The 14523-nt window shown below is 74.4% G+C and carries 14 protein-coding genes; 8 read left to right on the top strand and 6 right to left on the bottom strand.

Annotated elements, in window-relative coordinates; all coding sequences use genetic code 11:
- Positions 1-4: 4 nt before the first annotated feature.
- Complete coding sequence (locus O4J56_RS25100; RefSeq protein ID WP_270689176.1) at positions 5-964, bottom strand: ATP-dependent DNA ligase; 960 nt, start codon at positions 962-964, stop codon at positions 5-7.
- Positions 965-1159: 195 nt separating this feature from the next.
- On the opposite strand from O4J56_RS25100, the gene O4J56_RS25095 reads away from it, so the two are divergent.
- From O4J56_RS25095 to O4J56_RS25085, 3 genes are all read left to right on the top strand, one after another.
- On the top strand, positions 1160-1891 hold the full coding sequence (locus tag O4J56_RS25095; RefSeq protein WP_270689158.1) for a S1 family peptidase: 732 nt from the start codon (positions 1160-1162) through the stop codon (positions 1889-1891).
- Between the two features lie 177 nt (positions 1892-2068).
- Positions 2069-2503: a hypothetical protein gene (locus O4J56_RS25090; protein ID WP_270689157.1), complete on the top strand. Its 435-nt coding sequence runs from the start codon at positions 2069-2071 to the stop codon at positions 2501-2503.
- Between the two features lie 125 nt (positions 2504-2628).
- Positions 2629-3024, top strand: a complete 396-nt coding sequence (locus O4J56_RS25085; protein WP_270689156.1) for a transposase — start codon at positions 2629-2631, stop codon at positions 3022-3024.
- Between the two features lie 142 nt (positions 3025-3166).
- On the opposite strand, the gene O4J56_RS25080 is transcribed toward O4J56_RS25085, so the two are convergent.
- A complete protein-coding gene (locus O4J56_RS25080; RefSeq protein WP_270689154.1) occupies positions 3167-3658 on the bottom strand; it encodes a protein-L-isoaspartate O-methyltransferase family protein in 492 nt (163 codons plus the stop codon).
- Between the two features lie 113 nt (positions 3659-3771).
- Positions 3772-4239, bottom strand: coding sequence for a hypothetical protein (locus O4J56_RS25075; RefSeq protein ID WP_270689153.1), 468 nt, complete (start codon positions 4237-4239; stop codon positions 3772-3774).
- Positions 4240-4594: 355 nt separating this feature from the next.
- On the opposite strand from O4J56_RS25075, the gene O4J56_RS25070 reads away from it, so the two are divergent.
- Both O4J56_RS25070 and O4J56_RS25065 read left to right on the top strand, forming a co-directional pair.
- Positions 4595-5512, top strand: a complete 918-nt coding sequence (locus tag O4J56_RS25070) for a LysR family transcriptional regulator (protein ID WP_270689152.1) — start codon at positions 4595-4597, stop codon at positions 5510-5512.
- A gap of 169 nt (positions 5513-5681) precedes the next feature.
- Positions 5682-6398, top strand: coding sequence for an AfsR/SARP family transcriptional regulator (locus O4J56_RS25065; protein WP_270689150.1), 717 nt, complete (start codon positions 5682-5684; stop codon positions 6396-6398).
- Between the two features lie 148 nt (positions 6399-6546).
- Here the strand turns inward: O4J56_RS25065 and O4J56_RS25060 are convergent, their stop codons facing one another.
- Both O4J56_RS25060 and O4J56_RS25055 read right to left on the bottom strand, forming a co-directional pair.
- Positions 6547-8019: a sodium:solute symporter family protein gene (locus tag O4J56_RS25060; protein WP_270689149.1), complete on the bottom strand. Its 1473-nt coding sequence runs from the start codon at positions 8017-8019 to the stop codon at positions 6547-6549.
- Complete coding sequence (locus O4J56_RS25055; protein WP_017623931.1) at positions 8016-8213, bottom strand: hypothetical protein; 198 nt, start codon at positions 8211-8213, stop codon at positions 8016-8018. The genes O4J56_RS25060 and O4J56_RS25055 overlap by 4 nt, the downstream gene beginning before the upstream one ends.
- Before the next feature lie 171 nt (positions 8214-8384).
- Here O4J56_RS25055 and O4J56_RS25050 point away from each other — a divergent pair, with 171 nt between their 5' ends.
- Together O4J56_RS25050 and O4J56_RS25045 are read left to right on the top strand one after the other, a co-directional pair.
- Positions 8385-8930 carry a type 1 glutamine amidotransferase domain-containing protein gene (locus O4J56_RS25050; RefSeq protein WP_270689148.1) on the top strand — a complete coding sequence of 182 codons (546 nt, stop codon included), beginning with the start codon at positions 8385-8387 and terminating at the stop codon, positions 8928-8930.
- Between the two features lie 104 nt (positions 8931-9034).
- Positions 9035-11140, top strand: coding sequence for a catalase (locus O4J56_RS25045; RefSeq protein ID WP_270689147.1), 2106 nt, complete (start codon positions 9035-9037; stop codon positions 11138-11140).
- Positions 11141-11195: 55 nt separating this feature from the next.
- On the opposite strand, the gene O4J56_RS25040 is transcribed toward O4J56_RS25045, so the two are convergent.
- Complete coding sequence (locus O4J56_RS25040; RefSeq protein ID WP_270689175.1) at positions 11196-12887, bottom strand: formate--tetrahydrofolate ligase; 1692 nt, start codon at positions 12885-12887, stop codon at positions 11196-11198.
- 285 nt (positions 12888-13172) lie between these two features.
- Here O4J56_RS25040 and O4J56_RS25035 point away from each other — a divergent pair, with 285 nt between their 5' ends.
- Complete coding sequence (locus tag O4J56_RS25035) at positions 13173-14342, top strand: MalY/PatB family protein (protein ID WP_270689146.1); 1170 nt, start codon at positions 13173-13175, stop codon at positions 14340-14342.
- The last annotated feature ends 181 nt before the right edge of the window (positions 14343-14523 follow it).

The following is a 14523-nucleotide window of genomic DNA, read 5'->3' as shown; positions in this document are numbered from 1 at the left end:
TCCGTCAGTCGCCCCGGTCCGACTCGATCTCCAGGCCCCACGGCACCTCGCCCGGCGACAGGTCGGGGCGGGGACGGATGTAGCGCACCAGGTGGCGCCACTTGCCGCCCGCCACAGACGCGTCCGGCTCGATCTCCACCACCAGCTCCGGTTCGACACGCGTGTAGGGCTGGCGCGACTCCCGCCCCCAGGCGGGACCGAGCGTACGGGGCCACGGGTGGTCGTCGCCCGCCTTGGCCAGGAGGCCGTCGAGCCCCTCACGCTGCGCCTCGTCCAGGTCGGAGGTGCGCCCCACCGGCCGCAGCGCTCCCGTCCCCGGGTCGCGGCGCCCCAGGATGAGGGCCCACGGACGGTCCGGGCGGCCCACCACGCCCCCCACCACGGCCTCCGTGGTGGCGACCCGCTTGAGCTTGTCCCACCCCCGGCGGCCCGGCCGGTAGGAGCGCCGGTCGTCCTTGATGACCAGCCCTTCGATCCCCGTGTCGGCCAGCCCGTCGAACCATTCGCGCGCCGTGGCCGGGTCGCCGGTCTGCCAGCCCAGGACGATGTGCGGGTCGTCGACGCCGTCGAAGAGCCGTTCCAGCCGGGAGCGGCGGTGGCGCAGCGCGCGGCGGGTGAGGTCGGCGCCGTCCTCGCGCAGCAGGTCGAAGAGCACGATGTGGCACGGCTCCTCGGCCGCCAGGCGCCGGGCCGAGCGGGGAGAGGCGCGGTTGCGCCGCTGCAGGGCGGCGAAGTCCAGGCGGCCGCCGGCCCAGCGGACGATCTCGCCGTCGACCAGGAGCCCGCCGGGCAGCTGGGCGTCCAGGGCGGCGGCGACCTCCGGCCAGCGCGTGTCCAGGCGGCGGCCGCGGCGCGACGTGATGCGGGTGGGGCCGGTCGACGCCAGCGCGCGGAAGCCGTCCCACTTCGGTTCGTACACCAGGTGCGGGCCTTCGGGCAGGACGGGCACCGTGCGCGCCAGCATCGGTTCCACATGGAGACGGTGCCCGGCCCGTGCCCAGGGCAATCGTCGGCGGGAGGGGGGTGGGGCGGAGGGCGCCGCAATGGGTCTGGGCAGGGGCGGGGACCGCGCCTATCGTCGCGGGTGTCCCGCCGCACCCGGCGGCCCCGGCGCCGCGCAGACCGGCCCCGGACGTCCTCCCGCACTGCGAGGAACGCCATGCCCCACATCCCCCTCACGCCCACGAGAACCCGGCCCCTCGAACGGACCCTGCACGCCCTGAGGGGCGCCTGCGTCGGCGCCGCGGCGCTGGCGGCCGTGTCCACCGCCGCGCTCCTCGCGGTACCGGCCCCCGCCTCCGCCGATGGGGCCGACACCCAGCAGGCGGAGATCGTGGCCGGAGACCCCTTCTACAACGACTCCGCTCCCACCGGCAGGCGCTGCACGATCGGCGCCGTCGTCACGGTCGGGTTCCTGGCCGACCCGTCCTGCGGCTCGGCGGGCGACAGGGTCAGGGGCCGCGACGGCGGCACCGGGACCGTCGCCTGGAGTTCCGAGGCGAGCGGGGCGCTGCTCGTGGAGGCCGACGACAACTGGAGGCCCACCCCCTACATCAACACCTACGGCGGCGCGCGGGGGACCGTCCGCGGGACGAACGAGGCGCCCGTGGGCGCCGCCGTCTGCCGGACCGGGTCGACCACCGGGTGGCACTGCGGGGTCATCCAGGCGAAGAACCAGACCATCACCACCCCTGACGGCCACGTGTACAACGCGACCCGCACCAACGTCTGCGCGGAACCCGGCGACCAGGGCGGGGCCTTCTACTCCAACGGCCACCTCCAAGGGCTCACGCTGGGCGGCTCGGGCAACTGCTCGAGCGGCGGGACCACGTTCTTCCTGCCCATCAACCCGATCCTGTCCCGGTACGGACTCACACCGGTGACCGGGTAGAGGCGTCGGAGCGGATCCGGGTGTGGGCCCCGATCGAGCGGGATCCGTTGCACAACGGCGCCCGATCCGTGATGCTCCGACGGCACGCCAGGGCGACAATGGAGCCCAGGAGTGGACGAGGACCCCGCGCCCGGCGGGAGGCCCGCGGACGTGCGGCCCTCACGGGAGGTGAATGCCATGTCCACGATCGCTCACGCCCGCTCGCACGCGCTCGTGCACGCCTGGCGGGGCCTGGTCTCCGGCCTGGCGGGCGGCATCGTCTTCGGGGCCCTGATGGCCGGCACGGGAATGCTCCCGATGGTCGGCATGCTGGTGGGCACGGAGAACGCGGTCGCCGGGGGAGCGGTGCACCTGGTGATCTCGGCCGGGTTCGGTGTGCTCTTCGGCCTCATCGCGGGCGCGATCGCCGACCGCCCCGGGCCGGTACTGGCCGCGGGCGCCGTCTACGGCCTCTTCTGGTGGGTGGTGGGAGGCCTGGCCCTCATGCCGGCCATGCTCGGCATGCCGCTGTTCCAGATCACCGCGAACGCGTGGGCCAGCCTGCTCGGGCACCTGCTGTACGGCCTGGTCACGGCGGCCGTCCTGATGTGGATGAGCCACAAGGAGGTGTGAGGCGCGACCGGGGCGCCGCACCCGCACGGCGCGGGGCGGCGCCCCGCTGCGTCCCGCCCGGGCGAGGGGGCCGACCGCTCCGGGGCGGTGGCGCGGCCGCGCCGCGAGTGGCAGGCTGGTGAGGCGTGGCCGTACGTGACCGAATCACCGATACCGAATGGTCCCTGCTGGCGCCGCTGATGAACGCCGGCGCCGGGGGAGGAGGGGCGCCGGAGGACCTGCGCCCCGTGGTCGAGGCGGTGCTGGAGCGCCTGCGCACCGGCTGCCCCTGGCACGAGCTGGGCGGCACCACCGCCGAAGGGGAGGCCGCCGCCGGGTGGTACAGGCGCTGGAGCGCCGACGGCACCTGGCAGCGCATCGCCGACCGCCTGCGCATCGATCCGGCGACCGGCCGGAGCCTGGTGGACAGGCCCCAGGTGGAGGCGGCGTGCGCGGTGCGCCCCGCCCCCGTCTCGGTCTGGATGGGGTCCAGGTGCGCCCTGCGGCGCACCCACCGCCCGCACGGCGGTGGCACGCGCTAGGCGTACCCGCCGCGGAGGCCCGCTCCGCCCGGAACGGGCCGAGTGGGCCTCCGGTACCGGTGGGGATCACGGCATCCGCCACCGGTACCGGAGGCCCCCGGCGGCCCATGCCGCCCGTGCCGGCGCCGGATCGCCGCGGCCGTCACATCTGCGGAGGGACCGCGGCCCTGCCGCCCGGGGTGAGCTGCGCCCGCCAGGCGGCGGGCGGGCGGCCGACGGGGGCGGTGGACACGATCCGGTCGTAGGGGGCGCGCCGGGCGTACCCCTGCTCGGGGCGGGAGATCACCACCTGCGCCGGGCAGCCCGCCTGGGCGAGGCGCCAGCGGGCGGCCGCCGCCTCCGCGGGGTCGGCGGCCGTCGCCGTCACCAGTGCGGGGTCGCCCGTCCGGTGGCAGATCAGGGCGGTGGCGTAGCCGCTCCCGCAGCCCACGTGCAGGACCCGCATCCCCGGGCCGATGCCGGCGCCGTCCAGCACCGTGAGCAGGGTGGCCAGGGCGGGGTCGGGGCCCACCGGGTCCGGGGACCACAGGGGGCGGGCGGAGAAGAGGCTGCGGGGGACGGCGGCCACGGCCGGGCGCCAGTCGGCCGGTGCGTAGCAGGCCGCGTGGGCGCGGGACAGGGCGGTGGTGGACACGGGGCACTCCCGGTACTCGGAGTCGGAGACAGGGCGCGAGCGGGGTGCACCTAGAGTAGTCGGTTCGCGCATGTCCGTGACGAGCGGGGGAGGGCCGGTCCGGCCCGGCCGGGTCAGCCCGCGGTGCGCGGGTAGCCCGGGATCGCCCGGCTCACCAGCCACGCCACCACGCCGCACCCGGCCCCTACCAGGGTGCCGACGAACAGGCTGCTCACGAAGGAGAACCCGCGCATCAGGAACGCCTCGGCCGCGGGAGGGAGGGCCCCTTCCAGGTTGCCGCCGAGCGCGGGCGGCGTGTCGAACGCCCAGGCCCAGGTGGCCTGGTGCGTCACCGCCAGCAGCACCCCGTAGGCGACGCCCACCGCGATCAGGGTCACCAGGGGGTTGGGGACGCGGCGCCACAGGGCGACGGCCACCCACACGGTGAGCGGCGCCCAGACGAGGAAGGCGTTGCCCGCCGCCCCCACGAGGTCCAGATCGTGCGCGACGACCCGGGGGACTCCGAGCAGGGCCAGCCCGATGATCCCGAGTACCGGTAGGCCCAGACGCCCCCGGGAGCCCTGCGCTGCTCGACCGCTCACCTTCACTCCTCCTGTCGCACCGATGCCGTGCACCTTGCCGCTCGCGTTCGGCGGCCCACGATGAGTGAGCCTAGGAAGCCGGCCGCGCTCCGCGCCTCACTCTGCGCGCTGCAATCGATCTACATCGCGGGGTGTACACAGGCGGTGGCACGTCCACCTCTGGGGGTGCCGACCGAGGGGAGCCGACGCGCGGCCCTCCGCCGGAGCCGCTCCGATCCCCTCCTGCCCCGGTCGATCCCGGTCGGGGCAGGAGCCGGGCAGAACGGCCGTTCTTTGCCGCTCCCGCTGCGGGGACCGTCCGCAGCCGACGCCGTCTCCGCCGGGGAGCCATCACACAGCCGATAAGATCGGCGGAATGAGCGATCGGACCACCAATGGGCGCCCCGACCTCGACCGGTTGCGCACCTTCCTCGCCGTCTACCGGGCGGGCTCGCTGACCGCGGGGGCGCGTCTGGCCGGGGTCTCCCAACCCACCGCGACCGCCCAGGTCCAAGCCCTCGAAGAGCGGATGGGCCGCCAGCTCTTCGAGCGCCTGCCGCGCGGCGTGGCGCCCACCCCCGTCGCCGACGACCTGGCCGGGCGCCTCGCCGGGCCGATGGACGCCCTGGAGGAGGTCGCCGGGACCCCCGACGCCCCGGCCCCCGTCCCGCCCCTGCACCTCGGTGGGCCCGCCGAGATGCTCTGCGCCGCGGGCCTGCCGGCACTGGCGCCCCTGGTCGACAAGGGCCTGCGCCTGCGGGTGGCCACCGGCCTGGCCGACGACCTGCTGGCCGGGCTGCGCGCGGGCCGCCTGGACCTGGTCGTCTCCTCGGTGCGGCCGCGCGGGCGCACCCTGGTGGCCGAGCCGCTCGCCGACGAGGACTTCGTGCTCGTCGCCGCCCCCTCCTGGGCCGAGCGGCTGGACCGGGAGCGCCTGGCCGCCGAGGGGGCCGCCGCCCTCGCCGGGGTGCCGCTGGTGTCCTACGCCGAGGACCTGCCCATCCTGCGCCGCTACTGGCGCCACGTCTTCGGGGAGCGGCTGACCGCCACCCCCGCCATCACCGTGCCCGACCTGCGCGGCGTGGCGGCGGCGGTCGCCGCGGGGGTGGGGGTGAGCGTGCTGCCCCGGTACCTGTGCCTGCGGGAGCTCGCCTCGGGCGCCCTGGTGCCGCTCCTGGAGCCGGAGGACCCCCCGATCAACACCGGGTTCCTGGTCCGGCGCGCCGGCGCGCAGACCCACCCGCATGCCGGGATGGTGCGCGACCGGCTCAAGGAGGCCATGCGCCTGTGCTGACCAGGGGGCGGAACCGTCCGATCCGCCCTGGGCACGGAGGATCGCGGAATGTAAGATCATAATCGCCCATAGTGACGGCGCCCTGGTGGGGCCGTCGCTACCGGTGTCCGGCGATCCCGGGCGCCCCGGGCTCCACCCGCGGCGACGGACCGACGGAGGCGGACCGACAGTGAGGCCAACCCCCGCCCGCGCCTCCGCCACGCCCGCCTGGGGCGGCGGGGGCCCCGCAGACACCGCCTTCCGGATCCTCGGCCCCGTCCGGGCCGAGCGGGCCTCGCACCCCGTGCCCCTCCCCGGAGGCAAGCAGCGCACCCTCCTGGCCGCGCTGCTCGCCCGCGCCGGGGCCGGGATCCCCGCAGGGGAGCTGGTGCCCTACATCCTCAGCGGAGGCGGCCCGGAGAACCCCGAGGCGGCCGTGTACACCTACGTCGCCCGGCTGCGCAGCGCGCTGGCGCGCCACGCCGCATGCCCCGGCCTCATCCGCACCACCCGCGCCGGCTACCGCGCCGACCTCGGGCCCGACCGGCTCGACCTGTCCGCCTTCCGCGCCCTGGTCCAGCGCGCGCTGCGGCGCGTCGACCGGGCGGACCTGCGCGGCGGAGCGGCGGACCTGCACGACGCCCTGGCGCTGTGGCGTGGGCCCGCCGCCGACGGCCTGGGTTCGGCGGCCTTCCGCAGGGCGGTGGCCGAACCGCTGGAGGAAGAGGCCGTCCGGGCGCTCGACCGCTATCTGGACGTCATGGCGGCCCTGGGGGAGGGGCCGGACGCGCTGGCCGAGCTGCGCGGCATGGCGGCGGTCCACCGGGGCAGGGGCGCCCTCGGGCGGAGGCTGCAGGAGGCCCTCCGCGGCCACGGCGAAGGCGCCGCCCGAGGGCGCTCCGCGTAACCGCTCCGCGCAACCGCTCCGTACCGCTCCGTCTCCGTGCGTCCGATTCCCGGAAACCTTGCGGATTCCTTCTCGTCCGCGCGCATAAACCGAACACCGGTGGGCAGAAGACGCGACAAGGGTTGCATCGGCCGGGTGGGGCGGGACTTCAGTCCCGCCCCACCCGGTTCCCTTCTGCGCCGACCGCCGCCCGGGAGGACGGATCGGCCGCCTCCGGCCGCCCGAGCGCGCGCTGGACCAGGGCACCCGCCCCGACCACCGCCAGGTTGACCGCCAGCCCGTACAGCCCGGAGTTCACGCCGGCGATCGCCGCCCCGTAGACCGTCGACAGCGCCAGCGTGACCGCGACCCCGGCCGCCATGCCCGCCAGGACCGCCCACGGGTGCACCGGGCGCCGGCGCCACAGGCCCAGCGCGATCGCGGGCGTGATCTGCACCAGGCCCGCATACGTCAGCAGGATCAGGTTGGCCAGCAGGTCCGGCCGCAGGAGCGCCAGCAGCAGCGCCGCCAGGCACGCCGCGACCACGGTCGCGTGGTTGGTCCAGAACTGCACCCGGGGCGAGCGCGCCGGGACGACATTGCGCGCGACGAGCGTCGAGATGCCGATGGCCATGCTCGCCGCGGGCACCATCGACGCGATGAGCGCCGCGACCGCGACGATCCCCACCAGCGGCTCGGGCAGCATCTCCCGCACCAGGGTGAGCAGCGACCCGTTGGGCTCGGTGTCCCCGGACAGCACCAGCACCGCGGTGAACCCGATGACCATGGGGAACGCGACCACGACGGTGAACAGCGGAAGGAAGGCGTAATTGCGCCGCAGAGCCCGCGCGCTCCCGGCGCTCAGGACGCTGTTCCACAGGAACGGCAGCCCCATGAGCCCGAACCCCAGCACGCTCACCAGCGCGCTGGAGAAGAACCACACCGGACCGGCCCCCTCGACCTGCAGCGTCAACAGCTCCGGCCGCTCGGCGGCCAGGCGCTCGAACACGCTGCCCACACCGCCTGCGTAGTGGACCGGCACCGCCACCGCCAGCGCGGCGATCACCACCAGGGTGACGGCGTCCTTGAGGTAGGCGGTGGCCACCACGCCCCGCACCCCGGCCCACAGGACGAACACGACGACCAGCGCGGTCCCCGCCGCCATGCTCACTGCGCCGGAAGCCGCGTCCCCCGTCACCAGCTCCAGGACCAGCCCCAGGCCGGTGATCTGGAGCTGCAGGTAGGGGAAGAGGAACAGCAGCGCGAACACCGCCGAGACCGCGCCCAGCGCGCGGCTGCCGAACCGGTCGGAGAGGAAGTCGCCCTGGGTCAGGTAGCCGCGCTCCTTGCCCAGACGCCAGATGCGGGGGCCGACGAAGAACAGCAGGATGTACCCGACCGCCAGGTAGGGCACCACGTACAGCGCGGCGACGCCGCCGGTGAACACCAGGCCGACCAGGCCCAGGAAGGTGAAGGCGGTGAAGATCTCGCCCGCCTGGAGGAACCACACCGTCGCGGCGCCGAAGTTGCGCCCTCCCACGGTCCAGTCCGCCAGGTCGCCGGAGGGGCGCCGCCGCCCGAGCATCCCGCACAGGGCGATCACGGCCATCCCGGCCAGGGCGATGGCGAGAGTGGTGCTCATGCCCCGCCCTCCTCGCGCTCGGCGCCGCGCGCGATGAACAGCAGCGCGGGGGTGACCAGCAGGCACCACAGCACGACCCAGACGAGCATCGGGGGGAGCCCGAGCCAGAGGCCGCCGGTGCGGAGGAAGGGGAGGAAGGGGGTCGCCATCAGGGCCGCCGCCGGAACGGCCGCGGCCAGGTGCCTGCTGCGCAAGGGTCCTCCCGATGCGCGAGGGGGTAGGGGCGCAAGCGACCCTAGGCCCCGGCCCCCGGCGGCGCAACGGCCGCCCCGCGCGCCCCTCCCGCCCCGGCGCCCGCGCATGACCGCGGGACACGGGGGTAGCCGGACCGGGCGAGCCGCGATCGCCGAGGAGGGGGAAGCGCCATGACCGGCGAACTGGAAGGCCGTACGGTGGCCGTGCTCGCCACCGACGGCGTCGAGCAGGTCGAACTGGAACGGCCCCGCCACGCCCTGGAGGACGCCGGGGCCCGGGTCGAGCTGGTGTCCGTCGTCCCCGGGCCCATACAGGCGATGAACGGCGACATCGAGCACGGCGACACGTTCACCGTGGACCGCAGGGTGACCGGGGCGGACCCCGACGACTACGACGGACTCGTCGTGCCGGGCGGCACCATCAACCCGGACCGGCTGCGCATCGTCCCCGAAGCCGTCGAGTTCGTCCGGGGCTTCGCCACCACCGGGCGCCCGATCGGGGCGATCTGCCACGGGCCGTGGATCCTCGCCGAGGCCGACGTGGTGCGCGGGCGGGTCGTCACCTCCTATCCCAGCATCCGCACCGACCTGCGCAACGCCGGGGCGGAGGTGGTCGACAAGGAGGTCGTCACCGACCGCGCCGTCACCACCAGCCGCGACCCGGGCGACCTGGACGCGTTCTGCGAGCGCCTCGTCCAGGAGATCGCCCGCCACTGAGCGGCCCGCCGTCTTCGCAGGCGGCACGGTACGACGACGCGCGGGGCGCTCCGGGGGCGGCGCGCCCCGCGCACGCGAACAGAGAACCGGGGGAGGAGAACACGATGTCCGAGACCCCAGAGGCACGGACCGATGACAAGGACCGCCAGCTCGAGGGCGACCGCGTCGACTCCGCAGGGGCTCTGACCACCGACACCGGGGTCCGGGTCGACGACACCGACAATTCCCTGAGCGCGGGCGAGCGCGGCCCGACCCTCATGGAGGACTTCCAGTTCAGGGAGAAGCTCACCCATTTCGACCATGAGCGCATCCCCGAACGCGTCGTCCACGCGCGCGGGGCCGGGGCATACGGCCACTTCCAGGTGTACGAGTCCCTCGCCGACTACACGCGCGCGGAGTTCCTGTGCGACCCGTCGCTGAAGACGCCCGTGTTCGTCCGCTTCTCCACGGTCGCCGGATCGCGCGGGTCCGCCGACACCGTGCGCGACGTCCGGGGCTTCGCGACCAAGTTCTACACCCGCGAAGGCAATTACGACCTGGTCGGCAATAACATACCGGTGTTCTTCATTCAGGACGGGATCAAATTCCCCGACTTCGTGCACGCGGTCAAACCCGAGCCCCACAACGAGATCCCGCAGGCCCAGTCGGCGCACGACACCCTCTGGGACTTCGTCGGCCTGCAGCCCGAGACCGTCCACATGATGATGTGGCTGATGTCCGACCGGGCCATCCCGCGCAGCTACCGCACCATGCAGGGCTTCGGCGTGCACACCTTCCGGCTGGTCGACGCCGAGGGGCGCGGCACCTTCGTCAAGTTCCACTGGACGCCGAAGCTGGGCACGCACTCGCTCGTCTGGGACGAGGCGCAGCGCATCGCGGGCAAGGACCCCGACTTCAACCGCCGCGACCTGTGGGAGGCGATCGAGCGGGGCCACTACCCCGAGTACGAGCTGGGCATGCAGCTCATCCCGGAGTCCGACGAGCACGCCTTCGGCATCGACCTGCTCGACCCCACCAAGATCGTGCCCGAGGAGGAGGTGCCGGTCACCCCGGTGGGCAGGATGGTGCTCGACCGCAACCCGGACAACTTCTTCGCCGAGACCGAGCAGGTCGCGTTCCACACCGCCAACGTGGTGCCGGGCATCGACTTCACCAACGACCCGCTGCTGCAGGCCCGCAACTTCTCCTACCTGGACACCCAGCTCATCCGCCTGGGCGGCCCCAACTTCCAGCAGCTCCCGGTGAACCGGCCCCTCGCCCCGGTCGACAACGACCAGCGCGACGGGTACGGCCAGCACCGGGTACACCGGGGGACCACCAGCTACTACCCGAACTCGCTGGGCGGCGGCTGCCCGGCGCTGGGGTCCGACCCCTACCGCCACCACCAGGAGCGCGTGGACGGGGCCAAGATCCGCAAGCGCAGCGACAGCTTCCAGGACCACTACGGCCAGGCCACGCTCTTCTACAACAGCCTGTCCGACTGGGAGCGCGCCCACCTGGTCGAGGCGTTCCGCTTCGAGCTGGGCAAGTGCGACACGCTCCAGGTGCGCGAGCGGGTGGTCGAGCGGCTCAACCACGTCGACCACGGGCTGGCCCGCGACGTGGCCGCCGGGGTCGGGGTCGACCCGCCCGAGAAGGAGGCGGTGCCCAACCACGGGCGCTCCTCCCCGGCGCTGAGCCAGGCGCGCACGGCGATGAACGAGATCACCGGGCGCACAGTGGCGGTCCTGGCGGCGGACGGCGTCGACGCCCACGACGTGGAGGCGCTGCGCGGGGCCATGGCCGACGGCGGCGCCGTCGCCGAGGTCCTCGCCCCGCACGACGGGCCGCTGCGCACCGCCGACGGCACCCCGCTGGAAGCCGACCGCGCCATCGGCACTGTCTCCTCCGTGCTCTACGACGCGGTGGCGGTGCCCGGCGGGGCCGACGCAGCGGCGGAGCTGTCCTCCCACGGGCCCACGCTGCACTTCGCGGCCGAGGCCTTCAAGCACCACAAGCCGATCGCGGCGCTGAACGACGGGGTGGACGTGCTGTCGCACACCACCCTGCCCGACCTGCGCGTCGCGGCCCCGGCCACCGGCCAGGCCGTGGTGGACCAGGGCGTGGCCACCCACCGGGGGTCCGACCACGGCGAGCTGACGCGCGCGCTGGCGTCGCTCCTGGCCGGGCACCGGGTCTGGGACCGCGGGACGGGATCGGTCGCGGCCTGACGGGGACGGGGCGGCGGGACCCCCGATGTCCCGCCGCCCCCGCTCGGGACCGGACTCAGGACAGTCCGGTGATCTCCCCGTCCTCGTCGAGGTCGACGCCGTAGGCCGCGGGCGAGCTCCCCAGCCCCGGCATCGTCTGCATCGTCCCGCAGATCAGGTAGACGTATCCCGCTCCGGCCGCGGGGCGGACCTCGCGGACCGGCAGGGTCCACCCCGTCGGGGCGCCGCGCAGCGACGGGTCCGACGACAGGGACAGGTGCGTCTTGGCGATGCACACCGGCAGGCGCCCCAGGCCGTTGCGCTCGCAGGCGCGCACCTGGCGGTCGGCGGTCTCGGAGAACTCCACCCCGTCGGCGCCGTAGACCCGGCGCGCCACCTCCTCCACCTTGTCGCGGATGGTGGCGTCCTCCGGGTAGAGGGGCGCGTAGTGCGACTCCTCCTCGGCGGCCTCGGCCACCGCCCGGGCCAGGTCCTCGGCGCCGCGCCCGCCGTCGACCACATTGGTGCACACCGCGCTGCGCGCCCCCGCCTCGGCGGCGATCCGGCGCACCTCCTCCAGCTCCGAGGCGTGGTCGGTGGGGAAGGCGTTGACCGCCACCACCGGCGACACCCCGTGCAGCCGGCAGTTCTCGATCTGCTTGACCAGGTTGGCGGCCCCGGCCCGGACGTCGTCGGTGTTCTCCTCCAGCATCCCCTCGGGCAGCGGGCGGCCCGCGGCCACCGCATGGCGCCCCGAGTGCGCCTTGAGCGCGCGCACCGTGGCCACCACGACCGCCGCGTCCGGGGCCTCGCCGGAGACACGGCACTTGATGTTGAAGAAGCGCTCGGCGCCCATGTCGGCCCCGAACCCGGCCTCGGTCACCAGGTAGTCCGCGCTGCGCAGGCCGATCAGGTCGGCCACCACCGAGGAGTTGCCGGTGGCGATGTTGCCGAAGGGGCCGGTGTGCACCAGGACCGGGGTGTGCTCCAGGGTCTGCAGGAGGTTGGGCTTGACCGCCTCGCGCAGGACCGCGGCCATCGCCCCCGCGCCGCCGATCTGCTCGGCGGTCACCGGCTTGCCCGCCCGGTCGCCCGCCACGATGATGCGCCCCAGCCGGGCGCGCATGTCCTGGGCCGACGACGACAGCGACAGCAGCGCCATCACCTCGGAGGCGGCGGTGATGTCGAACCCGGTCTGCCGGGGCACCCCGTCCAACCGGCCGCCCAGCCCGGTGACGATGTCGCGCAGGGAGCGGTCGTTGATGTCCACCACCCGCCGCCAGGAGATGTCGTTCGGGTCGATGTCCAGCGGGTTGTCCCGGAACAGGTGGTTGTCCAGCAGGGCCGCCAGCAGGTTGTGCGCCGCGCCGACCGCGTGGATGTCGCCGGTCAGGTGCAGGTTCAGCCGTTCCATGGGCACGACCTGGCTGTAGCCGCCGCCGGCCGCGCCGCCCTTGATGCCGAACACCGGCCCCATGGAGGGCTGGCGCAGCGCGAGGGCGGTGCGGTGGCCGATGCGGTTGAGGCCGTCGCCGAGGCCGACCGTGATGGTGGTCTTGCCCTCGCCCAAGGGGGTGGGGGTCACCGCGGTCACGACGACGTAGCGGGCGCGGGGCCGGTCGGCCAGCGCGCTCAAGGCGGAGAGTCGGATCTTGGCCACATGGTCGCCGTAGGGCTCCAGCTGGTCCTCCGGAAGCCCCATGCGGTCGGCGACGCTCGACAGCGGCTCCAAAGCGGCGCCGCGGGCGATCTCCAGGTCGGTCGGCATTGGCAACGACATCACCCCTTGCGGCCCTCGGCCCGCTCGGGAAACGTCCTCCCGCAGGAGGCGCGGGGCGAGGAACCCGACGTTCGGACTGGTTGGGGAACCCGCACTCACATTCTCGAGCACGGTTGACCATCACGCAATCAGTTTCGTAATGCGCAATCATTGGCCGAGTGCGGCCACCGTCGCACACCGCGGCGCGGTACGCCCGGGAGACGCGCCCGCATCTGGGAAGACCGGGGAGGGGACGCGGCGCGGAGCCGGAGCGGACGACGGAGAGGACGGCGTATGGGCCTGGCAGAGGGGTTCGATGCCCTGACGGTCGAGGAGCTGCGGGCGCGGGGGACGCTGAAGTGGTCGAAGTACGGCGAGGGCGTGCTCGGGGCGTTCGTCGCCGAGATGGACTTCGGCACCGCCGAGCCGGTGCTGGAGGCCCTCCGCGGAGCGGTGGAGGGCGCCGCCTTCGGCTACCCCCCGCCCGGCGCCTCGGCCGAGCTCGCCGATGCGTGTCGCGGGTGGCTGGAGAAGGCCTACGGGTGGAGCGTGCCCGCCGAGCGGATCCACACGGTGCCCGATGTGCTGCGCGCGTTCGAGACCGCGGTCGCGCACTTCTCCCGGCCCGGGAGCCCGATCATCCTTCCGACGCCCTGCTACATGCCGTTCCTGACCATCCCGGGACGCCTGGGCCGCGACATCATCCAGGTCCCCATGGTGCAGGGGGAGGGCGGCTGGGCCCTCGACCCCGACGCCCTCGCCGGGGCGTTCCGCCGCGGGGGAGACCTGCTGGTGCTGTGCAACCCGCACAACCCCCTCGGGCGCGTGTTCACGCCGCGCGAGCTGGCCGGGATCGCCGAGGTCGTCGACCGGCACGGCGGACGCGTGTTCGCCGACGAGGTGCACGCGCCCATCACCTACCCCGGGCACGACCATGTGCCCTACGCGTCCATCGGGCCCACCGCCGCGGGGCACAGCGTCACGGCGACATCGGCCTCAAAGGCCTGGAACATTCCGGGCCTCAAGTGCGCGCAGCTCATCATCACCAACGATGCCGACGCCGAGGTGGTGGAGGGCATGGAGCCCTTCACCCTGCACGGGGCCAGTGTTCTGGGGATGGCGGCCAATACCGCCGCCTACCGGCACGGCGCGCCGTGGCTCGCAGAGGTCCTGGACTACCTGGACGGCAACCGGCGCGCGCTCGGCGACCTGTTGGCCGAGCACCTGCCGGGCGCCGGGTACCGGCCCCCGGAGGGGACCTACCTGGCATGGATCGACCTGCGCGGCACGGTCCCGGAGGACGACCCGGCCGGATGGATCCGCGAGCACGGCGGCGTCGCGGTCGTCGACGGCGCCGAGTGCGGAGAGGCGGGGCACGGGTGGGTGAGGCTGAACTTCGCCACCCCGCGCCCGGTGCTGGAGCGCCTCGTCCGCGGGATCGCCCGAGCGGCCCGCGCGCGCTGACCCGCACTGACCCGCGCTGACCTGGTCTGATGGGGGATCGCCCCTTCAGGGGTAGGGGCCGTCCCCGGTGGGGGGAGTGGTAGGTTCACCACCTGATCGCGCCTAAGAGCCGGCGAGGATAGGCGAGTGTGCTCGGCGTTGATCTCGGGAGAAACGACGCTACCGGGCCGCTTTTAGGGGC

Source organism: Nocardiopsis endophytica, assembly GCF_027706725.1.
In the GTDB taxonomy this organism is placed as follows: Bacteria; Actinomycetota; Actinomycetes; order Streptosporangiales; family Streptosporangiaceae; genus Nocardiopsis_A; species Nocardiopsis_A endophytica.
Note: the sequence above shows the minus strand (reverse complement) of the source record. Positions and strands in the feature narration are given on the sequence as shown.